The following is a 21,421-nucleotide window of genomic DNA, read 5'->3' on the forward strand; positions in this document are numbered from 1 at the left end:
ATAGCGGCGGTTTTTTGACATAAACGCCAAAAAACAGACAGAACAGACAGTACGTTAAAAACAATAATACTTAATGATTAAAACTTAAGTGTTGTTTTGTTATTTAATACTTAAAGCTAATGCCATGCATTGTTTTTTACTTAGTGCATAAAATTACTTTAGTCAAAAATATAAACTATAATTAACTTAAGTTGAAAGCAACGATGCCGATAACTAAATAAACGCAATATGCTTGGCATTAATATTGCTTTTGTTTCGTATAGACGATTTCACATATTTATTTAGGATTTTTCCATGGCTCATGTTTCATTAAAAAAATATTCTCAAGTGCGTGCCAGCAACATTGCAGAAATGGCACCCTATGAGCAAATTAACCTTATTTTTAGTAACATAATTGGCCGCTTAGCTGCTACTAAAGGGTTTATTGAGCGCAAAGAAATAGAAAAAAAAGGCGAAAACATCTCTGCTTGTATTTTACTCTTGGGTGCATTACAAGACGCGCTTAATTTAGAAGTGGAACAAGACCCGAGTATATCAAATAATTTATTAGCGCTTTATGACTACTGCCAAAGGCGCTTGGTGCAAGCAAATGTTGACAATGACATTGAGATTATTTCTGAAGTAGCTGGCATTATTAAAGAAATAAAAGAAGGTTGGGATAGCATTCCTGTCGATCAGCGTACTCCTGCGGTATAAGCTTATGGCTTTAGAGGAAACAAGCAAAGCTGAGCATATTAATCAATTGCTCAGCAAAATTGAAGTATTAGTGCAAAGCAACAAAGCTGATGACGCCACTCCTATTATGGATACTTTAAATAGTGAGCTTAAACGCTGGTGCGAAAGCGATAACCCGCCTACCGCCGAGCAACTTATGGTTGTGCAAGCCAATATCAACAATATTAGCAAACAAGCAAATGCTGTAAAAAATGAATCATCTGAAGCCATAATTAAGCAAAAAAAAACAGGTAAAGCAATCTCTGCTTATAAATCGGTTTAGCTACCTCTAGCAGCTTTTAAACTTACTAAGCATGTTAAAGGTAATATTTAGACATAAAAAAACCGTTTTTAAACGGTTTTTTTATGTTCATAATTAATATGGAAAATTAAGAATTATTACTCACCACACCAGGCATATTTTCAAGCTGTGCTTGTACATAGCTGCTAGTAGAGTTTAAGCTCGCTACCAATAAATCCATGGCGTTGTATTGAGCATATAATCGAGACGATAACGATTCCATTTTACTTGTCAGGCTTTCACGCTGCTCATCAATATCTTCTAATTGGTTTGTTTTACTGTCGATACGATTTTGGATAATGCCGTCAGAGTCGGTATAAAAACTCATTAACTCATCAAACGATTGGGCAAAGCCACCCAAGTCATCGTCACTGCCTACAAAAAACTGTTGCACTAAGTCGACATCTTCATCAATTTTTTCATTTAAAGTCTCGGTATTAAGCGTCAATACTCCATAACGATCGGCTTCAACACCTAATTGCGAAAGTGATAATGAGTTGCCATTGCCTAAATCTACAGAGTCGGTAATCTGCTCTCGCAATTTAGACATTACACCGCGTAGTAACGAATCACCGGCCATTACACCAGCGCCATCTTCGCTTGAAGCGCCTAAGTTGTTACTCAGCTCCAGAAGTTCATTATAGCTTTCAATAAAACTAGCTAAACCAGCTTCAATATTACTATTATTCTCTGTAATTGTAATATTGCTTACATCATCATCTTCAGCGTGTGCTTTTTTTGCCGTTATTGTGATGCCATCTATTACATCGGTAAAGGTATTTGAAGAACTACTTACTGTGAGCGAGCCATCGATAGTAATTGATGCATCGGTTGCAGCAATAATTTCAGAGGCGTTTTGAACACCAGCAGAATCAAAGGCTAAACGAGACAATCCATTAGTATCGGTGTTATTGCCGTCAGTATCAATTACCTCTACTTTAATCTCGTTCTCAAGTCCGCTATTTTTAGCTGCCAGTACTAAATGTTGACCGGTATCATCTGTTATTATTGTTGCATTTATGCTGTCGTTATCACTGCTGTCGTTAATTGCATCTCTTATTTCACTTAAAGTAGCGGTATCTGATACTTCAATATCAAAGCTGTTGTCGCCTGAGCTGAATGTCATTGTACCTTCACCCACTGCAGCGTCAGCGTCAAATGCTTCTGATAGTATTTTATGCTCCGTAGCAAGGTTATTAACCTCTACAGAGTAACCACCTGGCTGGGCGTCTTCATCAGCACTTAACTGCACGAAAGTATCACTTCCTGATGTACTACGTTTTTGATAGTTATCAGCGTCACCTAGCTCTTCCATTGCTGTTTGCACTTGCTGTAGCGCAGACTTTAAAGCACCTACAGCTGAAATATCAGTAGTTAGTGTACTTTCTTGAGTGTTTAAACGAGCCTCAGCTGGAGCCTGCTCAGCATTAACTAACGCATCAACTATATCTGATACCGCTAAACCAGAGCCTAAACCATTAAACGAAATAGACATACTTCACCTCTTTAAACCCAAAAAACTTAACTAATAATATATCAACAGTACGGCGGCTACACCGTTTGGTCGATTAAAATACCTGCAGACTCAGATAGTTTAGACACTAAGCTTAATACTTCTTCCGAAGGGTATTGCTTAATTACATCACCACTTGTTTTATCAAGTATCTTAATTACATCTCGCCCTGAATCTTCATCAACTTGAAATTGCAGAGTACGGTTCATCTCACCCATAAACTCCTGCAATTGCTGCGCCACTTTTTCAAGCTGCTCACGTGCAAGCTGTTGGTTTTGCGAACTATTAGTCTCAGTTCCTTGTTGTGCATATTGATTATTTAACTGGTTTTGTGGGCTTTGTTCATCCGTTTTATTTACGTCATCAACAGCGCGCTGAGTCAATACTGAGCCACTCTGCCCTACTTGTTTATCTTCACCAGTTAAAGATGTTGATGCTATCGTAACTTCTGCGTTTGAAGTAATGGTGTTCATAACGCCTCCTAGAGCTGCCGAACCTGTATAATTATTAGACTAACAATAGCTTAATTTATACCCTTAAACCACAAAAGGAGGTAGCTAAAGCCACCTCCTTGTTTTTTAAAACTAATACTGACTTTTTGTACTAGCTAGCTACCCATTAAGCTATAACGTTTAACTTATTAACCTAATAAGCTAAGTGCTGTTTGTGGTAACTGATTCGCTTGCGATAAAATTGACGTACCTGCTTGTTGCAAGATTTGGTTTTTAGTCATCTCTGCTGTTTCAGTTGCAAAGTCTGTATCTTGAATACGGCTACGTGATGCCGATACGTTTTCTTCTATGTTCGCAAGGTTACTAATAGTGTGGTCAAAACGGTTTTGAACCGCACCTAAACTTGCACGCTGTGAGTCAATATTCGCAATCGCATTATCGATAATAGCTATTGCGTCTTGTGACCCCTGTTGATCAGTAATATCTATAGAATCTACACTTTTAAGAGAACTTACTTCTGTATTAGCAGTAGCAGCAATTGTAGTATCTGTCGTTTGAGCTGTAAAAACCTCAGACGAGTTTAACTGTAATGAACCTGAAACATGAACATCATCACCTGCTGCAATAGCCACACCTGTAGTCGCATCTACTCCGTCATAAGACTTACCTGTAACCGTCATCCCAACAGTGCTAGTGGTTCCATCACTTTCTGCTAATGCAGAAAGAACAATATCTTCACCCGTGTCGTTGCCAATTGTTAGTTCTCCGTTTTCAATTTTTGCAGTTACACCGTGTTCATCAGTTTTCGCGTTGATAGCTTCAGCCATAGCTTGCTTATCACCAGCAACTGTGCCTGTTGATACAAATGAAACTTTTATTTCATCCCCTGAAGCTAAGTCTTTACCGTTTAGTTCAAAACTTATAATCTCATCTGCATCGCCAGCTGTTGTAATATCAACCTTTGCTTCTGAACGAGCCTGAGCAGTAACCCCGGTAGAGCTTGTGTAGCTATTTACAGCACTTGCTGCATCCGCCGCACTAGCACCTGCCGCAATCGCAACAGAGGCAGATTCTCGGCCATCAATGACTAAATCACCACCTGCAACTTGGCTCGCAGTACCTGCAAATGCTTCTGCAAAACCTGCTGTATCACCTTGTAAGTTAATTTGGTTGGTGCCTATTTTATTCGCTGCAACACTCGACAATGAAACATTAATATTCTCGTTAGCGTTAGCACCAATTTGAAAAGACTTAGAACCAAAGCTACCATCTAGTAGCTGTTGCCCACCAAATGATGTTGTTTCTGCAATACGTGTAAGCTCTGTTTGGAGCGCACTTACTTCTTTTTGTAGTGACTCACGGTCTTCTGTTGAGTTTGAACCGTTAGCAGATTGTAGTGCTAGCTCACGCATACGTTGTAAAATGCTTGTAGATTCGCTCATTGCACCTTCAGCGGTTTGTGCCATTGAGATACCGTCGTTAGCGTTACGTTGTGCTACTGCTAAACCATTTACTTGTGATGTTAAACGGTTTGAAATTTGTAGGCCTGCCGCATCATCTTTTGCGCTGTTAATGCGCATACCTGATGATAAACGCTCCATTGACGTTGCAAGGTCAGAGCCTGAAGTAGAAAGGTTACGCTGAGCGTTTAGTGAAGATACATTTGTATTTACTGAAATCATAATAAAACTCCTGATTACTTTCGTAATGTGACTGTTTAGATTTAACCAAGAGCTGTCACAATTGTATGTTCAAGCTCTGTACTGGTTAAGTTAACGGCAGGAGAAAATTTATCTTTAGCGTTATTTTGATTTATTTTTAAAGTTATTAATAAAATAAATATAAACAACTAATTTTAAAGGAAATAATAAATTCACTTCTCCCTAAAAAGTTTTTAATTCACGTACTGCGTGCTATTTATGGACAAAAAACAAAAAAGCACACCTATCAAGATGTGCTTTTTTATAAGTTTTATTAATAGCGTTTATTACTAACCACCTAACAAGCTAATAGCAGCCTGTGGTACCTGGTTTGCCTGTGAAAGAATTGATGTACCTGCCTGCTGCAGTATTTGGTTTTTAGTCATCTCTGCTGTTTCCGTTGCAAAATCGGTGTCTTGAATACGGCTACGCGATGCGGTTACATTTTCTTCAATGTTTGCAAGGTTGTTAATTGTAAAGCTAAAACGGTTTTGCACCGCACCTAATCCCGCACGCTGCTCATCAATATTGGCAATGGCATTATCAATGATTGAAAGCGCATCTTGTGATGCTTTCTGAGTAATAACATCAATATCAGCTACATTTTCTAATGTACTCGTGACCTTGGTATTTACTTCATCAACAAAGACCGTACCAGTTGTAGCAAAAGTTTCTGATGAATTTAATTGGATTGAGCCAGCAATCCTAGCGGAGTCCGGGCCTCCTGTAACTAGTGTTTGGGCGTCACCGGCCGCACCTTCATCATAGCCTTGTGGTGTAATAGTAATATCTGAACCTGTGTCACCCACAAACCCTACAATTTCTATACTTTTACCATTATTGTTTGAGAATGAAAGCTCTCCATTCTCTATAGTAGCAGTAACTCCGTGCTCGTCAGTTGCCTTATTAACAGCCTCTGCCATTGCTTGTTCATCACCAGCGATAGTACCCGTTGCAACAAAAGACACTTTTTCGCCATTTAATTCAAAACTTACTGAACTACCCTCTGCACTTAATGTTGCCCCCATTTCGACAACAGCTTCGGTTCTAGCCTGTGCTGTTACACCTGTAGCACCACTTACCTGATTTATAGTTGCAGCAGCTTCTTCTGCTGTAGAGCCATTGACTATGTTAACCGTCGAATCTACCCTACCTGAAATTGTAAAACTACCGTAAACAGTCGCACTATCAGCAAGAGCACCAGTTCCAATTTCAGAAACCTGACCAAAGCCATCACTACCGGAAGCTGCTTGTAAATTCACTTGGTTTGAGCCAATTTTTTCAGCTGCAACGCTTGAAAGTGATACGTTAATTGTTTCGTTAGCATTAGCACCTACCTGGAACGCTTTGCTACCGTAACTACCATCTAATAACTGTTGACCACCGAATGAGGTGGTTTCTGCAATACGTGTTAACTCAACCTGAAGTGCTGATACTTCTTTTTGTAGTGCTTCACGGTCTTCGGCAGAGTTTGAACCATTAGCCGCTTGCAGGGCAAGCTCGCGCATACGTTGAAGTATGTTGGTCGACTCACTCATCGCACCTTCAGCGGTTTGCGCCATTGAAATACCATCGTTGGCATTACGTTGAGCCACTGATAAACCATTTATTTGTGAGGTTAAACGGTTTGAAATTTGTAAGCCCGCCGCATCATCTTTTGCGCTATTAATACGCATACCTGATGATAAACGTTCCATTGACGTTGCTAGGCCTTCGCCAGATTTTGTTAAGTTTCGCTGTGCGTTCAATGACGACACATTAGTATTTACTGTTAATGCCATTTGACCATCTCCTAGGTTTAAACAGAGTGTGGTTCAACACGTTTTAACAGGAACCACTATTCGATAATTTCTAATTATTAGAAAAGCATTTACTGTGCCAACTTTGAAATATATTTAAAGCTTTGTTTTTAAACAGTTTTATTTTAAGCATCATAGAGTTAACGAAGCGTTAAATGTTTAGGTATTAAAGTGACAAATTATTGCCACGCTAATGAGGGAGGTTTTTGCCGCTTTATGCTAACTAAAGCGGCAAGGTATTTCTGCTTATAATCTGTTTATAAGTAATCAAATAAAGAAAGGTTTGTTAAACGGCCAAACGTGGCTTGTGACGCTTGCAGTGCGGTTTCTTGTTTAGTGAGTTCACTAATGGCTTCTGCCATGTCTACCTCTACTAAATCAGAAAGGTTACTTTTGTTTTGAATGTCTTGCGCAAGATTTGAGTCACTCACGCTATCAACCGCATTCATCCGCCCGCCTAAGCTCGCTTGCGTATACACAACTTGCTCACTTGCATTTTGAAGCTGTACTACACCATCGGCTAATACTTGCTGAAAATCATCGTTTTCAAGTGTGCCATCATTTAACCCCGTAATGAGCGATTGTAATGTATTAAGCACATTTTCTTTGTGCGGCTTTTCGAGGGTAAAATCAAGCTGCCCTGGTGCTGCGCCTTCAAATTCGATTTTCATGCCTGCAAAATCGATTGGCTCATCCGTTATCTCGCCTACTTGTGCAGGGCTTAGCGACACGCCGTCACGCAAAATTTCATAAGTATCAGGGTCGTTAGCGGTAGCGCCTGGTGTTATTACCACATTATATGTGTTCACTGTTGCCGCTGCGGTTGGATCTGCATTGTAATTTTCTTGATGGAAACGGTCGAATTCTGTTTGACCATCGACGTAAACCGTACCCGCTGTAATATTATTTGCAGGCGTAGTTACTGGGATAGCAGCTTGATTATCAGTAACATCTAACCTTGCATCACTTTTCTCGAACGTATCAAAACCGTTATCGCTTGATTTAATACTCACGCCTTCAGCAATAGTTATAACATGCTGGCCTTGATCCCCATTATAGGTGTACTCACCTGCTGTAGAGTCAAACTGATAGGGTTGGGTACTGTCTTGGTAGCCTGAAAATATAAACTTACCGTCTTCTGAGCGGGTATTCATTAAATTAACAAGTGTTTTTTGTATTTCACTCAGCTCTGCCGCGATTGACTCTAAATCATCTTGAGTATAAACACCATTGCCCGCTTGAATAGCTAGCTCTTGAGCTTGTTGAATATTGGTATTTATACTTTGTAAGATGGTTTCTTCAGTTTCAAGGCGGCCAGTTAATTGGTCGATATTTTTAGTATATTGCTCATTTGTTTGTATTTTATTTGAATACAGCATCCCTTGTGAAATAGCAGCAGGCGCTTCTGAGGTCGTTAAGTATTTTTTACCTGTTGTTACTTGCTCTTGTGCATTAGCAACACTTTGTTGGTTATCGAGTATTTTATTAATGTTGTTTTGATACATTAAGTTATTTGATAAACGCATAATTACCTCGCCGCACTTAATAAGGTGTCAAAAACTTCTTGGGCCGCAGCTAGTACTTGAGCTGATGCCGAATATGATTGTTGGAAACGTAGTAAATTGGCAGCTTCTTCATCAAGGTTTACACCCGAGAGCGATTCATACCACGCTTCTGATTGCTCTGCTAACGCATCAAATGCACTAGCACTGGTAATGGCTTGACCAGTGACTACACCAATATCACTCACTAACCCCGAATAGGCTTGATTAAATGTGTCGTGATTGTCGGCAGTGGCTGTTGTCACTACATTTTTACGCACTAATTCGCCATTTTGTAAATCAGCGAGTTTTAAACCATTACGGTTATCGTCAAAGCCGCCTTCGTTAAATTCAAGGGTAAAGGTGTCTCCGGTAGCTGGCGTGCCTTCAATGTCAAAATCAAAGCCATAGTTGCTATAAGGTACGCCAGCCTGAGCCAGTACGCCCTCTGCTGGAGGCGTTACTGTAAACGTAGTGGTGCCATTTGCATCTGTAATTTGATATTCGTTTGCAGTGCCTGTTTTAACTAACGTTATATCGCCATTGGCTAAACCAGGGGTAGTGTTAAAGCCACCCGAGGTAACACTTGTTACTTCTCCGGCTGAAATAGTCGCTGTACCTACATTATCTATGCTGTTAGCTGTACGAATAGGCGATGCAAGTGCTAAATCTTCACCGCGGCTTGTCGCAAGGGAAATACTGGTTGCCGCCTCAGAGTTAAGTTTAATTTGAAACTGATCACCTGTATTACCAGTACCGGCTACATCAATTTGCAAACCAAACGATTCACCGGTGGTAAAGTCATCTGAGTTTATAACACCAGACGGCGGTATCGTTGCTAAAGAAGCGCTGCCTATCGGCTCCCCTTTGTTATCAATTGGTTGAATGCTCACTTCGTTTGCATTAGCGGTATAAGTGACAATAAAGTCACTAGCGGGTAGCTCACTGCCTTTACCTGCTTCAAGCGTGGCTGTTAAACTGGCGCTACCGGTATTGTCTTGGTACGCATAACCACCCACGGTAGGTATATTAAATATATCACCGCCTAGCTCGCCATTAGCATCCATACCGAGTTTATTTTGCTCGTTAAACGCATCAGCAATCGCTAATCCCATTTGGCCTATTTGGTTTTGTGCCGGTACAAGTATGTCGTCTCTAAACGCTAATAAGCCGCCAATTTTTCCTTTCAGTTTGCTCGCATCTATTTCAAGCGGCACAGCTTTGCCGCCATTAACGTCAAGCGTCAATTCTTTAAAATTAGGATCCGGGTCGCCCGACAGTGAAAACAAGTTAAATGTACCGTTTTCCATAACTAAAGATTCACCGCTCCCCATAAAGACGAGTTTTTCACCATTAGGGCCGTCAAGTGTTTCTATATCAACAAGCTCTGATAATTCACGAATCGCTAAGTCGCGCTGGTTATAAATAGAGCTTGCGCTTGATGCGTTATTTGTGCCATTTACGACTGCAATTTCTTGGTTTAACGTATTTATATTTTGGATAAGTGAGTTGGCTTCTTCAGAAAAAATCTCAAGCTGCTCATTTACTATACCTTGTTGCTCAAGCACGATACCCGAAAGCCTATCCATTTGATCAACTAAACTTTGCGCATCGGTCATTACTAATGAGCGAGCAACCGATGAAGAAGGCTGATTTAGAGCCTCTTGTACGTTGTTAAATAAAGAGTTAATGCCTGTAGATAAATTATTAGACTCTTCAGAAAAAATGGTATCTACACGGTTTGCCTCAGTAACAAACTGATCAAAAAATGATTTATTAGAGGTATCGCGATTTAATTGCGACTGGGCAAATTCATTTAAAAGCCTATATGTTTCGCCGCGCCCTACTTGATTATCAACCATAGTGGTAAATTCAGTTCGCTCACGTACGTAGCCCTCTGTATTTACATTGGTGATGTTTTTACTGGTCGTTTGCAACAGCTCAGAGCTTGAACGCACCCCAGCACTGGCAATATTTAATAAACTAAACGACATATTACTTCACTCCTTGGGTAAACGCGCTTGTTGCAATATTTTTAAGCTCACTGCTATTTAGCACTTTTTTTATTTTACTCGCGTAATTAGGATCGGTTGCATAGCCTGCTTTTTGTAGCGAATCTAAAAATTCGTTTGGCTGTGCTGTTTTTTGTAATGCTTCTTCGTAGCGTGGGTTTTGCGTTAAAAAATCGACAAAGTCGTTCACGCTTTCTTTTATAGAATCGTAAGCTCTAAAACTTGCTTGCTTTTTAACAGGGGTACCTTGCTCAAATTCAAGCGTTACTTTACTTGCTTTATCGCCTTCCCAGCTTTTATCTGATTTAATATTGAACAGGTTATTTGAGCTATTCCCGTCGCTTTTATTAATAATATGCTTACCCCAACCAGTCTCAAGTGCCGCTTGGGCCACCATTACTGCAGGGTTTAAACCAATTTTTTCGGCCGCTGTTTTAGCATGCTCCCACACGGAACTCACAAACTCTTCAGCATTATTAAATGACGACTGTGTAGGCTGTGTTGTGGTTTTAGTTTGTGTTGCTTCACTGCTGGCTACTAAGTCATCTTTATTTGCTTGCTTTATACTGTGCACTTTTTCGTGCGGCAGCTCAGAGCCTGCGCGTTTATCGCTCATAAAGTCGTTAGTAGTTCTTAATACTGAGCCAGGCATAAAGTTCTCAGCCTCTGGAGAAAGCTGCTGAACAATTAAATCAGCCAAACCCAAAGACCCATTTGATGAAAGCTCAGAAGAGAGCTGCTGATCGTGCATTTCTTCAAAAAATTTTACGCCGCTAGAGTTAAACGGGCTGTCTTCATCTTCAAATGCTTCGTTGGCTTTACGCATCCCTTTTAGAAGCATTTGTGTAAAAATAGCTTCAAATTGTGCCGCTGCTTTTTTTAGCGCCGCTTTAGACGCATCAGTAGATGCATCACCGCTGTTTAAAGCGTCTTGACGTAAAGTATTAAGATTACTTAAATCAAAAAAGTTTTGCTTATCGAGGTGATTTGTTTCCATCAGCTTTTTGACACAAAAATGAATAATGCTTTAAGAAATGCAAAAATTGAGCCAAAGAAAGGTAAACAGTAAAAAGCTTAAGTACCTTTTGAGTACTTAAGCTTTATGTGGAAGGGTAAATATTCTAAAATCTAACTAAATAACAACAAGCTGTCCGTTAATTGCACCCGCTTCTTTAAGCGCTTCTAAAATAGCCATTAAATCGCCAGGTGCTGCGCCTACTTCGTTTATTGCACGTACTAAGTCATCTAAGCTAACGCCGGGGTTAAAAACAAACGCACGAGAATCATCTTGATTAACGTCAATAATACTTTGCTGTGTAACAACAGTTTCGCCTTCTGCTAACGGATTAGGCTGCGTTACATTTTGCTGTTCAGCAATTGTGACTGTTAGGCCGCCATGGGTTATTGCCGCAGGCTGTAGCTTCACATTTTTGCCAATGACAATCGTTCCCGTACGTGAATTAACAATAATCTTGGCTGAGGTATCAGCAGGCTTAAACTCTAGGTTTTCAAGCGTTGATAAATAAGACACTCGTTGCGATGCATCACGTGGCGCAATAACCCGTACTGAGGCAGCGTCAATAGCTTGTGCACTATTAGGGCCTACCAAATTGTTAATTGTTGCTTCTAAACGTTTTGCCGTTGTAAAGTCAGGGCGGTTTAAGTTAAAAGTAATGTAGTCGCCTTGCATAAAAGGGCTTTTAACTTCGCGCTCAACAGTGGCTCCGTTAGGTACGCGGCCAACCGTCGGGGTGTTAATGACCACTTTACTGCCATCTAGCCCTTGTGCTCCTAGGCCTCCCACAATTAGGCTACCTTGTGCTATGGCATATACGTTTCCATCCACCCCTTTTAAGAAAGTTTGTAACAAGGTGCCGCCACGTAAACTGCCTGCACTGCCAATAGAAGATACCGTAATATCAATTGTTTGACCCGGCTTTCTAAACGGCGGAAGCTCAGCATGGACTGCCACTGCTGCTACGTTTTTAATTTTAGGGCTTTGTGTTGAAGGCAGCGTAATACCAAAACTGTTTAGCATGCCTCTAAAACTTTGTTGCGTGTAAGAGTTTTGCTCCCCTGTACCAGGTAGCCCCACCACTAAACCATACCCTACGAGTTGGTTAGCACGCACACCTTCAACCATAGATACATCTTTAATACGCTCTGCACTGGCAGAAAATTGCCAGCCTAGCAGTATGATCAAAATAAACGCTTTAATGCTATTCATACTACTATCCTCTAAAACGGAAATAACGAGCTACTAAAGAAACGTGTTAACCACCCTGGGCTTTGCGCTTCTTGTGTTTGTCCTTTACCTGAATATTGAATTCGGGCATTGGCAATTCTATTCGACTCAACCGTGTTTTCGGCGCTTACATCTTGCGGACGTACAAGGCCTTCGAGCCTAATAAACTCTTCGCCGGTGTTAAGTGTTAGCCATTTTTCACCACGAATAACTAAATTACCATTGGGTAAAACACGCATAACATTCACCGAGATATCGCCCACTAAGCTGTTTGACTGATTTGATTTAGAGTCACCGGTAAATGATGAGTCACTACCAATGCCAAACTGAATACTGTCGCCACCTATATTTACTGGTAATCCACCTAACCCAATAACGGGGTCTAGGCTGGCTTCGGTTTCTTTATCGGTTTCGGTTTTAGCGGCTTTTGTAGCTTGTGTTGACTCTTCAAGCTTAACGGTAATTATATCGCCGGTTCTAAGTGCTTTTTTGTCTGAATACAAATCATTAAATGTATTGGTGTTAAACAACGAACCCGTTGCAACAACAGGCTCTGCTACAGGCTCTGGGTACATGGGTGCGTAGTAGGGGTCGTCTTGAACCACTTCACTATTTTGCGTAGAAACACAGCCACTTAAAAATAAGCTGCCTGCTGCAAATAAAATAACATTACGCATAACTATCCCCTTGTGCACGGTTATAACTGTTGATTGATGTAGCTCATCATTTCGTCAACGGCCGAGATTACTTTTGAGTTCATTTCGTACACACGTTGAGTTTCGATAAGGTTTACCAACTCTTCCGTTACATTAACGTTTGATGTTTCAAGCGAGCCCTGAATAATAGTACCTAAGCCCTCTACACCCGGATTGCCTTGTACAGGCGCACCACTAACAGCGGTTTCGGTGTAAAGGTTTTGACCAATTGGCTCAAGACCCGATGGATTAATAAAGTCACTAATTGTAAGCTGGCCAATTACTACGTTGTCGGCTTGCCCTGCTACACGCACCGACACTTCACCATCTTGAGAAACAGTGATTGATTGCGCATCATCGGGTACATTCATTTCGGGCTGAACAACAAAACCTGCGCCGGAGGTAACAATGCGGCCGTCTTCATCGGTAGTAAATTGCCCATTACGCGAATAGGCAATATTGCCATCTGGTTGCAGTACTTCAAAAAAGCCTTCGCCTGAGATCATCCAATCAAGTGAGTTTTCAGTGGTGAGCATATTACCTTGCGTAAACTCTTTTTGGTTAGCAACCACTTTTGCACCCGCACCTAGCATTAGGCCAGATGGCAGCTCGGTATCTTGTGATGAGCGCCCGCCAGGCTGGTTGATGTTTTGATACAATAAATCTTCAAAAATAGCGCGGCTTTTTTTGTAACCTACGGTACTGGCATTCGCCAAGTTATTTGAAATAACTGAAATATCAGTTTGTTGAGCGTCTAGCCCTGTTTTACTTATCCACAATGCAGGATTCATAAGTATGCCCTCATTTTAAAGTTAAACTATGCGCATCAACTGATCTTGACGTTCGTCAATCTCTTCAGCTGTTTTCATTAGTTTTACTTGTAACTCAAATTGACGTTGGTGGTTGATCATATCGACCATTTCGTGAACTGGATTAACGTTAGACATTTCCAGTGCACCACTTAACACTTTTACATTTGCAGAAGTATCGACGGCTTGCCCAGGTACTGGTCTAAATAAGCCATCGTTGCCTTTTTCAAGCTGCCTGCTGTTTCCTTCAACAACACGTAGCGTATCTACTTCTTCTAAAAAATTGGCTGGTGCGCCTTGGGGGCGAACCTGTATGGCACCATCTTCACTAAAGCTTATTTTTTCAATAGGAACAGGTAGAATTACGGGGCCACCTTCGCCAATAACTTGACGACCGTGGCTCGTTACTAACATGCCTTGAGCAGTAATGTTCAGCGTACCTACTTTTGTGTATGCTTCATTTCCTGAGTCATCTTGAACGGCAAGCCAGGCGTTATCGCTCATGGCAATATCTAAATCTCGCCCTGTTTCGATTATGCCGCCAGAGGTCATGTTAGAACCTGGTCGCTCTTGCATTGAAAACACGCGAGTTGGTAAGCCCTCGCCAAATGCTTGCATAGAGCGCGCTTGCGCAAAGTCAGCTTTAAAGCCTGTGGTGTTTGCGTTTGCCAAATTATTGGCTTTAAGTGCAAGCCCTTGTAGGCTTTGCTTAGCGCCAGAGGCTGCAATGTAGACCATTTTGTCCATAACATCGACTCACATAAAAAATCTCTGAGCTGATAAATGCAAAATAGATGCCAGATTAAATTTGACGCAATATTAGGAAGGTGGTGAGCGGTTCAGCTCCGCTAATTTTAGCCACATAGCTACAAAAAAGGCTGCAAAAATGCAGCCTTAGAATTTTAACCAAAAATAAGATTAACTTATCGAATCTGCAAAATACTTTGCTGAATTGTTGAGTTAACTTCAAGCGCTCGAGAGTTTGCTTGGTAGTTGCGTTGAGCGGTAATCAAATCAACTAATTCGTTTGTTAAGTTGGTATTTGATTGCTCAAGCGCAGATGAGTTAATACTACCAAAAGTACCCGAGCCTGCTTCACCGGCTACTGGCTCACCAGAGTCAATACTTTGCTTCCAACTGGTATCACCTACTTGCGATAAACCTTGTGAGTTTGGAAAGCGTACCATAGCCACTTGGCCTAAGTAGGTTGAATCACCATTACTGTACGAGGCCACAATTTTACCGTCAGTACCAATATCAATACCCGCTAAACGACCGACTGTAGAGCCATCTTGATCAAGGGCTTTTACTTCAAAACCACTTGAGTACTGAGTTGGAATACGCCCTGCTGTGTTATTTTCATCGCGCCAGTTTAACTCAATACCCGTGCTTGGAAATGTCGCGCCGTTATCAAGCATTGACGATAAACCAGTACCCGCACCTGCCGGTAAATTAATTTCGTCAAATGTTGTCGTGTTAGTATTTGCTACACCGCCCGTTGTGGCAGGTAAACCGCTAGAATCAAAACCAAGTGTAGTAATCGGTGTATATGGCGTAGTTGTTTGCTCTGCACCAGTTGTACCGTCTATTACCTTGCCATCAAGTGTGGCATAGACTTCCCAGCTATTATCAGTACCACCCGAGGCCGCATCTTCTTCTTTTACAAAAAAGTATTGCAGAATATGTGGTTCACCCAATGAATCGTAAACTGTTGTAGACGTTGACGAGTTATAGGTACCGTTAGATGTAGGGTCAAAATCGAGGCCTGTTGCATCAGCTGTTGCATCTAAGTTAAACGATAAAAATACGTTCTCTGTAGCGCGAGGCGAACCAGATGAATCAGGTATTTGAATCGGGTTTGTAGTACTTAAACTAACTGATGTGGTATCACCTGTAGATGAGTCTACTGGAAAAGCTTGTAAATAATTGCCTTTTGCATCAACCATAAAGTTATCTTGATTAAGCTTAAATGCACCTGCACGAGTATAGGTTAAATCTTGCGACGAAATATCATCGGTCATTGCAAAATACCCTTCGCCAGTAATCGCTAAATCTAACGAGTTGTTAGTAAATTGCAGTGAGCCTTGATGAAATTGCTGTGCAACCATGGTTGTTTGCACACCATCTCCATTTTTAGTTTTGCCTGCGCTAAACACAGATGCAGCGTAAACATCAGCAAATTCAGCACGCGATTCTTTAAAACCGGTGGTATTTACATTGGCAATGTTATTTGCCGTCACGTCTAAATCTTTTTGTGCGGCTGCTAGGCCTGTAAGTGCAATATTAAAGCTCATAATTCACCTCTAACTTTTGATCTAATAGCCTGCTAGCAGGCGAAATACTTTTTAATTGGTTATGCGATCTCTGCGACGTCTGTCAACCTAACCGCACCCTCTTTAGTGTTAATAATAATGCCACTAGAGCCGTTGATATTAACGCTTTCAATGTTTTTGAATGTTGCCACCGGTAAGCTTGAAAACTCGCCGTTGGTACTGCCCTCTGCAGTAATAGTGTATTCACCCTCTGGTAGGCGCTCACCGGATTCATTATTACCATCCCAGCTAAAGCGCACTGCACCCGCTGCTTGCGAACCCATATCGATAGTTCTAACCAGTTGCCCAGAAGCATCTGTGACTTTAATTTTTAAATTATCAACGGCTTCTTCAGCAACCGCAGACCCTTTTGCCTCTCCGCTTTCGCCAAGCTCAAGCGTATTAGATTCTAAAAGCGCTTGCTTACCAACCAGCGTTGATGCTTGTAAGGCAGAGTTTGAGGTCATTGACGAGGCAAGTGACTCAAAGTTTGTGTTTAAATCTGTGATGCCTTGCGCCATAGTAAAATTAGTCATTTGCGCAATCATCTGATCGTTATCAGCCGGATTACTCGGGTCTTGATACGATAGCTGCTGAGTTAGCAACGAGAAAAAATCTTCTTGCGTTAAGGCATCGCTCTCTTCAGTGGATGTCGCTACTTGGGTCTCTTGCCAAGTTATCGAGTCCATAAAAGATGAACTAGTACTAATATCGTTACTCATAACCTACCCTCGGTTATCGCTGCCCAAGTAACAGCGTTTTGCTTAACATTTGCTTAGCTGCATCGGCAACTTGCACGTTTGTTTGATAAGAGCGAGAAGCAGAGATCATATTTGCCATCTCCTCAACAACATTAACGTTGGGTTTATAGATATAGCCATTTTCATCCGCACTTGGGTGATTAGGGTTATATTCAATTTGTAGTGGTTTGTTACTCTCAACAATTCCCAGCACTTTAACACCAACAGCGGAGCCCTGAGGGTTGCTAGCTGAGGCAGACGCTTTCGTCAGCTCTGCAGCAAATACAGGTTGGCGTGCTCGGTAAGTTTTGTCTTGGGATGAACTAATTGTATTAGCATTCGAAATATTACTTGCGGTAGTATTTAAGCGCACATTTTGCGCACTCATACCACTACCTGAAATATCAAAAACGTTATATAAACTCATAATTATTACCCTTGACTACCGAGCGCTTTATTCAGGCCCTTAAATTTACTACTTAAAAATTGCAGGCTTGCCTGATACTCCATCGCATTCTGTGTATACAAGTTTCGTTCCACCTGTATATCAACTGAGTTACCATCGCCTGTATCTCCTTGATTTGGAGTGCGAAATAATTCAGAACCACCTACACTTCGAGTACCGCCAGCAATGTGTTTTTCATTGGTAGTAACCATGCTATTGCCGCTTTGCTGAGTTGACCTTGCCGCTTTTAATGCTGAGGCAAAGTCGATATCTTTTGCTTTATAGCCAGGCGTATCAGCATTCGCTATATTTGTGGCAAGTACTTCTGCCCGCTGTGAGCGGATCAACATTGCATGCGGGTGCACACCTAATGCTTTATCAAAACTGATAGCCATAACGTTCTCCAAAAAATTGACTTGCTTAAGTTAAAGCAATTTATAAGCCAGTAGTTTTTAGTTACGTTATTTTTTTATAGAGGGTTGTTATTAAATAAAAAAACGACGCTAAGAACGTCGTTTTTTAATAACAAAGTGATAGGATTATTTTTTTTGGTAGATGATTCCAGGGTTACAACGAACCATATCAAACTCGTTACTTAAGCCCGTCATCGACTCCGACGCACCTAAAAATAAATACCCTTTTGGGTTTAGTGCTTGGGCAAACTGACCAATTATTTTTGCTTTAACCTCTGGTGAAAAATATATAAGGACATTGCGGCAAAAAATAATATCAAACTTCCCCATTAAGGCGTAAGAATCAAGCAAGTTTAAATGTCTAAAGCTCACCTGTTTTCTAACTGAGTCGATAACTTTTGCCATGCCGTTGCCGCTATCCATAAAGTACTTTTTACGGCGCTCTGCTGATAGGCCTCGCGCTAATGCCAACGCATCATATTCAGCGTTTTTACACATATCGAGCATTGTGTTAGAAATATCTGTACCAATAATTTGAGCCCCCATACGCAACACGCCCGGTTGCTTGGCCTGAAACTCAGCAACAGACATGGCAATAGAGTATGGTTCTTGGCCTGAAGAGCTGGCCGCTGACCAAATTTTTAATGGCCGGCGGGCGTCTTTAAACTCTGGAAACAATTTATTTTTTAAAAGCTCAAATGGGTATTGATCCCTAAACCACAAGGTTTCGTTAGTGGTCATGGCATCAACTACAGCGGCTCTAAGTTGCCGCTCATGAGGGCCAAGCGTTTTACTCACTAATTGTGATAAAGATTCAACATTAAAACGAGCCATAAGCGGCGCAAGCCTACTTTTTACTAAATACTGCTTGTTTTCGCCTAGCACAATACCACATTGCTGCTCTAAAAATGAGCGAAACTGATCGTAGTCACTTTGCTGCAAATCTTTATTATTCAAATTAATAACACCTATTGTTGTTTAGTCGCAATGAACCCATTTTTTAACTGCTGTTGCCAATTCATCAGGGTTAAATTTTGCTATAAAATCATCCGCGCCTACTTTTTCGATCATCGCCTGATTAAACACCCCACTCAAAGAAGTGTGTAAAATAACATGTAGAGGCGCTAATTTTGGATCTGCTTTAATTTCTGCTGTTAATGTATAGCCGTCCATTTCAGGCATTTCAACATCAGAGATAAGTAAACCTACACGCTCAGTAATATCATTTTTACAATCAAGCTCGGCTATTTCTTTAAGCCTAACTAAAGCCTCTTTACCATTTTTTGCAAGCTCAGTTTGCACGCCAAGTGGCTCAAGTGCTCTTTTTACTTGGTTACGTGCAACAGCTGAATCGTCGGCAATAAATACAATGCGCTCGCCTAAATCTTTTTGTATTGCACTATCGGCAGCAAGGTCGGCACTAACCTCGGTATTTACTGGACAAATTTCGTTTAAGATTTTTTCTACATCGAGAATTTCGACCAATTCGTTTTCAATCTCGGTAACGGCAGTTAAGTAAGAGTAACGCCCTGCTCCTGACGGAGGTGGCATTATTTTTTCCCAGTTCATGTTAACAATTCGCTCAACGCCGCCAACTAAAAAGCCCTGCACAGAACGATTGTATTCTGCAATTATTATGAAGCTGTCTTTAACATTTTCAATAGGTCGGCCGCCTACGGCCATTGATAAGTCGATAACTGAAATAGTTTGACCACGAATATGCGCCACACCCCGAATGTATGCATTTGATTTAGGCATACTCGTTAAAGGAGGACATTGCAGTACTTCTCTTACTTTAAATACATTGATCCCAAAACGCTGACGCCCTCTGAGCTTAAATAATAGTAATTCTAGGCGGTTCTGCCCAACCAACTGGGTGCGTTGGTTTACTGAGTCTAAAATGCCTGCCATTCAAATCTCCTAAAGAAAACAAATAATGCGGAACGATAATTGCTTTCTGTTTATAAAGCTACATAACATCGCGGGAGCGTCTACTTTTTGACGCAAAATATTTATACCCTGTTTGAAACCATAAGCATAGTCGAAACATTATGAGTTTGTTAAAAAAAGTCAGAAGATACAGTGTTTTTTATTTTCTTGCTAGCCTCTGCTTAGCAACACCTTTGCATGCAAAAGTGTTTAGTAAAGATTTATTACAAGAAATAGCAATTTCTCATATTGCAGAGCGAGTTACCGTGCCACTTGAAAAAAATGTGGAGATTACCGCCCTTGCCCTCGATAGCCGCATTCCTGATAGAGTATGCGAAAACGAGCCAGAATTAGTCGTGCCAAATGAGCCGCCATTTACACGCCAGGTGACTGTACAAATAAAATGTAACGATGCGCAAAGCTGGACTCAATATGTCCATGTAAGAATAGTTAAAATGGCGCCCGTTGTGGTTGCCACGGCAAATCTAGCCCGTGGTGAAGTTATTACTAAGTCTCATTTAAGCGTACAAATGAAGCCTTCGCAGTTTGTTAGGGTACAATATTTAGATAACCCTTTAATGCTTATTGGCAGCCGCAGTAAGCGAAATATAAGAAGCGGTATGCCGGTTTTGCTTAACCAAATTTGTATGGTTTGCAAAGGCGACGCTGTTAATATTTATGCGAGTATTAAAGGACTTAGAATAAAAACTACGGGGATAGCACTTGAAGATGGCACCCTTGGTGAGCAAGTACAGATCAAGAATAAAAAATCCGGTAAAATTTTGAATGCACGTGTAGATGGTGTAGAGTCTGTGCAAGTAAATATTTAATTTCGATTTATACTAAAGTATCCTATGTATATGCCGATAACTTGGCATAAGTTGGGTAATATACAGGTTTATTATTATGGTTAATCAAGTTAATGGCAGTAATCAACAAGCTAATGCGCTTACAAACGCTAAACAGCAACAAGTTGATATCAAAAAAGATAACGCTGCAAGTACACAAACAACACAGACTCCTTCGCCTAAAGCGGCGAGCGATTCAGTGAGCCTGACGCCACAAGCACAGCAGTTAAAAACACTGCAAGATAAAGCACAGCAATCATCTGGCTTTGATAGTGAAAAGGTCGCTGAGCTTAAAAAAGCGATTACCGAAGGTAAATACCAAATTGATGCTGAAAAGCTGACTAAAAACTTAGCTGATTTTGAGTTTAACGTATATGGCTGATCACAATAGTTTAATTAGCGTTAAATTAAATGAACAAGTTAAATGCTTGGATTCATTATATGCGTTATTAAACGAAGAGCTTAGTATTATTGCCTCTCGTAGAGGTGAAGGTTTAAAAGAACTTGCCCAACAAAAAATGTCTTTTTTAACTAAGCTTACGCAGCTCGATAAAGAGTTGAATAAACTTTTTGCTGCAAATGATGAAAATGCCCCTGACGTAACTGAACGAGTAGCGCAAGTTAAAGCGCAGTTAGCGCAGTGCCAAAAACAAAATAAAGTAAACTCACATGCTGCCCGCCAAGCACACTTAAGTGTAAAACAATTAAAAGATATTTTAATTGGCGCCCCAACCAGTATGACTTACGACCAAGGCGGTAGTGTAGTTAATACCGACAGCAAGCTGGTTCGTAACCTAAAAGCTTAACTGCTTTTATCTATCCTAATTTATTAAAAAAGCCCTTATTGAAGTCTCAATAAGGGCTTTTTTAGGTTTACTACTTAGCACAAAATAATAACCACACTTTTGATTAAGTGAGTTTTAGAAACCCACTTCAGTTATTTAACTGAAGTG

At 40.8% G+C, this 21,421-nt stretch carries 22 protein-coding genes; 5 read left to right on the plus strand and 17 right to left on the minus strand.

Annotation, left to right across the window (positions count from 1 at the left end; genetic code table 11):
- Positions 1-294 precede the first annotated feature (294 nt).
- The gene (fliS, locus tag EJ103_RS12130; protein WP_024032327.1) at positions 295-696 is read left to right on the plus strand and encodes a flagellar export chaperone FliS; all 402 of its coding nucleotides are present in this window, start codon (positions 295-297) and stop codon (positions 694-696) included.
- 4 nt (positions 697-700) lie between these two features.
- A complete protein-coding gene (locus EJ103_RS12135; RefSeq protein WP_126007860.1) occupies positions 701-997 on the plus strand; it encodes a hypothetical protein in 297 nt (98 codons plus the stop codon).
- A gap of 106 nt (positions 998-1,103) precedes the next feature.
- Here EJ103_RS12135 and fliD read toward each other — a convergent pair whose 3' ends face one another.
- From fliD to EJ103_RS12220, 17 genes are all read right to left on the minus strand, one after another.
- Positions 1,104-2,510 (minus strand): flagellar filament capping protein FliD, encoded by a 1,407-nt coding sequence (gene fliD, locus EJ103_RS12140; protein WP_126007862.1) that lies wholly within the window; start codon positions 2,508-2,510, stop codon positions 1,104-1,106.
- Between the two features lie 56 nt (positions 2,511-2,566).
- On the minus strand, positions 2,567-3,001 hold the full coding sequence (locus tag EJ103_RS12145; RefSeq protein ID WP_126007864.1) for a flagellar protein FlaG: 435 nt from the start codon (positions 2,999-3,001) through the stop codon (positions 2,567-2,569).
- A gap of 167 nt (positions 3,002-3,168) precedes the next feature.
- The gene (locus EJ103_RS20340) at positions 3,169-4,662 is read right to left on the minus strand and encodes a flagellin (RefSeq protein ID WP_206435483.1); all 1,494 of its coding nucleotides are present in this window, start codon (positions 4,660-4,662) and stop codon (positions 3,169-3,171) included.
- Positions 4,663-4,970: 308 nt separating this feature from the next.
- A complete protein-coding gene (locus tag EJ103_RS12155) occupies positions 4,971-6,461 on the minus strand; it encodes a flagellin (RefSeq protein ID WP_126007868.1) in 1,491 nt (496 codons plus the stop codon).
- Positions 6,462-6,736: 275 nt separating this feature from the next.
- The gene (flgL, locus tag EJ103_RS12160) at positions 6,737-8,005 is read right to left on the minus strand and encodes a flagellar hook-associated protein FlgL (protein WP_126007870.1); all 1,269 of its coding nucleotides are present in this window, start codon (positions 8,003-8,005) and stop codon (positions 6,737-6,739) included.
- A gap of 2 nt (positions 8,006-8,007) precedes the next feature.
- Entirely contained in the window at positions 8,008-10,014 is a 2,007-nt protein-coding gene (flgK, locus tag EJ103_RS12165; RefSeq protein ID WP_126007871.1) for a flagellar hook-associated protein FlgK, read from the minus strand.
- Between the two features lies 1 nt (position 10,015).
- The gene (gene flgJ, locus EJ103_RS12170) at positions 10,016-11,029 is read right to left on the minus strand and encodes a flagellar assembly peptidoglycan hydrolase FlgJ (protein WP_126007873.1); all 1,014 of its coding nucleotides are present in this window, start codon (positions 11,027-11,029) and stop codon (positions 10,016-10,018) included.
- Positions 11,030-11,164: 135 nt separating this feature from the next.
- Complete coding sequence (locus EJ103_RS12175; protein WP_004588022.1) at positions 11,165-12,259, minus strand: flagellar basal body P-ring protein FlgI; 1,095 nt, start codon at positions 12,257-12,259, stop codon at positions 11,165-11,167.
- Between the two features lie 11 nt (positions 12,260-12,270).
- On the minus strand, positions 12,271-12,954 hold the full coding sequence (gene flgH / locus EJ103_RS12180; protein WP_126007875.1) for a flagellar basal body L-ring protein FlgH: 684 nt from the start codon (positions 12,952-12,954) through the stop codon (positions 12,271-12,273).
- 20 nt (positions 12,955-12,974) lie between these two features.
- Entirely contained in the window at positions 12,975-13,763 is a 789-nt protein-coding gene (flgG, locus tag EJ103_RS12185) for a flagellar basal-body rod protein FlgG (protein WP_004588020.1), read from the minus strand.
- A 21-nt stretch (positions 13,764-13,784) separates the two neighbouring features.
- Positions 13,785-14,528, minus strand: a complete 744-nt coding sequence (locus tag EJ103_RS12190; protein WP_126007876.1) for a flagellar basal body rod protein FlgF — start codon at positions 14,526-14,528, stop codon at positions 13,785-13,787.
- Between the two features lie 176 nt (positions 14,529-14,704).
- Positions 14,705-16,075, minus strand: coding sequence for a flagellar hook protein FlgE (gene flgE / locus EJ103_RS12195; RefSeq protein ID WP_126007878.1), 1,371 nt, complete (start codon positions 16,073-16,075; stop codon positions 14,705-14,707).
- 59 nt (positions 16,076-16,134) lie between these two features.
- Positions 16,135-16,815, minus strand: coding sequence for a flagellar hook assembly protein FlgD (locus tag EJ103_RS12200; RefSeq protein WP_055016786.1), 681 nt, complete (start codon positions 16,813-16,815; stop codon positions 16,135-16,137).
- 13 nt (positions 16,816-16,828) lie between these two features.
- On the minus strand, positions 16,829-17,260 hold the full coding sequence (gene flgC, locus EJ103_RS12205) for a flagellar basal body rod protein FlgC (RefSeq protein ID WP_004588016.1): 432 nt from the start codon (positions 17,258-17,260) through the stop codon (positions 16,829-16,831).
- A 5-nt stretch (positions 17,261-17,265) separates the two neighbouring features.
- Complete coding sequence (gene flgB, locus EJ103_RS12210; protein WP_029773927.1) at positions 17,266-17,673, minus strand: flagellar basal body rod protein FlgB; 408 nt, start codon at positions 17,671-17,673, stop codon at positions 17,266-17,268.
- Positions 17,674-17,817: 144 nt separating this feature from the next.
- Complete coding sequence (locus EJ103_RS12215) at positions 17,818-18,648, minus strand: protein-glutamate O-methyltransferase CheR (RefSeq protein WP_126007880.1); 831 nt, start codon at positions 18,646-18,648, stop codon at positions 17,818-17,820.
- A gap of 21 nt (positions 18,649-18,669) precedes the next feature.
- On the minus strand, positions 18,670-19,602 hold the full coding sequence (locus EJ103_RS12220) for a chemotaxis protein CheV (protein WP_004588013.1): 933 nt from the start codon (positions 19,600-19,602) through the stop codon (positions 18,670-18,672).
- 140 nt (positions 19,603-19,742) lie between these two features.
- Here EJ103_RS12220 and flgA point away from each other — a divergent pair, with 140 nt between their 5' ends.
- The 3 genes from flgA (at position 19,743) to EJ103_RS12235 (ending at position 21,274) form a co-directional block, all read left to right on the plus strand.
- Positions 19,743-20,450 carry a flagellar basal body P-ring formation chaperone FlgA gene (gene flgA, locus EJ103_RS12225; RefSeq protein ID WP_126007882.1) on the plus strand — a complete coding sequence of 236 codons (708 nt, stop codon included), beginning with the start codon at positions 19,743-19,745 and terminating at the stop codon, positions 20,448-20,450.
- A 76-nt stretch (positions 20,451-20,526) separates the two neighbouring features.
- The gene (gene flgM / locus EJ103_RS12230) at positions 20,527-20,850 is read left to right on the plus strand and encodes a flagellar biosynthesis anti-sigma factor FlgM (RefSeq protein WP_004588011.1); all 324 of its coding nucleotides are present in this window, start codon (positions 20,527-20,529) and stop codon (positions 20,848-20,850) included.
- A complete protein-coding gene (locus EJ103_RS12235; RefSeq protein ID WP_126007883.1) occupies positions 20,843-21,274 on the plus strand; it encodes a flagellar protein FlgN in 432 nt (143 codons plus the stop codon). The genes flgM and EJ103_RS12235 overlap by 8 nt, the downstream gene beginning before the upstream one ends.
- Positions 21,275-21,421 lie beyond the last annotated feature (147 nt).

It is taken from the genome of Pseudoalteromonas sp. Xi13 (genome assembly GCF_003952205.1).
GTDB classification, from domain to species: domain Bacteria; phylum Pseudomonadota; class Gammaproteobacteria; order Enterobacterales; family Alteromonadaceae; genus Pseudoalteromonas; species Pseudoalteromonas atlantica.

What these genes read in the sequence shown, in the direction of transcription:
- flgE (WP_126007878.1), bottom strand. Translation starts at nt 16,075, where the DNA reads ATGAGCTTTAATATTGCACTTACAGGCCTAGCAGCCGCACAAAAAGAT.
- flgK (WP_126007871.1), bottom strand. Translation starts at nt 10,014, where the DNA reads ATGTCGTTTAGTTTATTAAATATTGCCAGTGCTGGGGTGCGTTCAAGC.
- EJ103_RS12200 (WP_055016786.1), bottom strand. Translation starts at nt 16,815, where the DNA reads ATGAGTAACGATATTAGTACTAGTTCATCTTTTATGGACTCGATAACT.
- EJ103_RS12220 (WP_004588013.1), bottom strand. Translation starts at nt 19,602, where the DNA reads ATGGCAGGCATTTTAGACTCAGTAAACCAACGCACCCAGTTGGTTGGG.
- flgA (WP_126007882.1), top strand. Translation starts at nt 19,743, where the DNA reads ATGAGTTTGTTAAAAAAAGTCAGAAGATACAGTGTTTTTTATTTTCTT.
- flgM (WP_004588011.1), top strand. Translation starts at nt 20,527, where the DNA reads ATGGTTAATCAAGTTAATGGCAGTAATCAACAAGCTAATGCGCTTACA.
- EJ103_RS12190 (WP_126007876.1), bottom strand. Translation starts at nt 14,528, where the DNA reads ATGGACAAAATGGTCTACATTGCAGCCTCTGGCGCTAAGCAAAGCCTA.
- EJ103_RS12155 (WP_126007868.1), bottom strand. Translation starts at nt 6,461, where the DNA reads ATGGCATTAACAGTAAATACTAATGTGTCGTCATTGAACGCACAGCGA.
- EJ103_RS20340 (WP_206435483.1), bottom strand. Translation starts at nt 4,662, where the DNA reads ATGATTTCAGTAAATACAAATGTATCTTCACTAAACGCTCAGCGTAAC.
- flgG (WP_004588020.1), bottom strand. Translation starts at nt 13,763, where the DNA reads ATGAATCCTGCATTGTGGATAAGTAAAACAGGGCTAGACGCTCAACAA.
- flgH (WP_126007875.1), bottom strand. Translation starts at nt 12,954, where the DNA reads ATGCGTAATGTTATTTTATTTGCAGCAGGCAGCTTATTTTTAAGTGGC.
- EJ103_RS12235 (WP_126007883.1), top strand. Translation starts at nt 20,843, where the DNA reads ATGGCTGATCACAATAGTTTAATTAGCGTTAAATTAAATGAACAAGTT.
- flgL (WP_126007870.1), bottom strand. Translation starts at nt 8,005, where the DNA reads ATGCGTTTATCAAATAACTTAATGTATCAAAACAACATTAATAAAATA.
- EJ103_RS12175 (WP_004588022.1), bottom strand. Translation starts at nt 12,259, where the DNA reads ATGAATAGCATTAAAGCGTTTATTTTGATCATACTGCTAGGCTGGCAA.
- fliS (WP_024032327.1), top strand. Translation starts at nt 295, where the DNA reads ATGGCTCATGTTTCATTAAAAAAATATTCTCAAGTGCGTGCCAGCAAC.
- fliD (WP_126007862.1), bottom strand. Translation starts at nt 2,510, where the DNA reads ATGTCTATTTCGTTTAATGGTTTAGGCTCTGGTTTAGCGGTATCAGAT.
- flgJ (WP_126007873.1), bottom strand. Translation starts at nt 11,029, where the DNA reads ATGGAAACAAATCACCTCGATAAGCAAAACTTTTTTGATTTAAGTAAT.
- EJ103_RS12145 (WP_126007864.1), bottom strand. Translation starts at nt 3,001, where the DNA reads ATGAACACCATTACTTCAAACGCAGAAGTTACGATAGCATCAACATCT.
- EJ103_RS12135 (WP_126007860.1), top strand. Translation starts at nt 701, where the DNA reads ATGGCTTTAGAGGAAACAAGCAAAGCTGAGCATATTAATCAATTGCTC.
- flgC (WP_004588016.1), bottom strand. Translation starts at nt 17,260, where the DNA reads ATGAGTTTATATAACGTTTTTGATATTTCAGGTAGTGGTATGAGTGCG.
- flgB (WP_029773927.1), bottom strand. Translation starts at nt 17,673, where the DNA reads ATGGCTATCAGTTTTGATAAAGCATTAGGTGTGCACCCGCATGCAATG.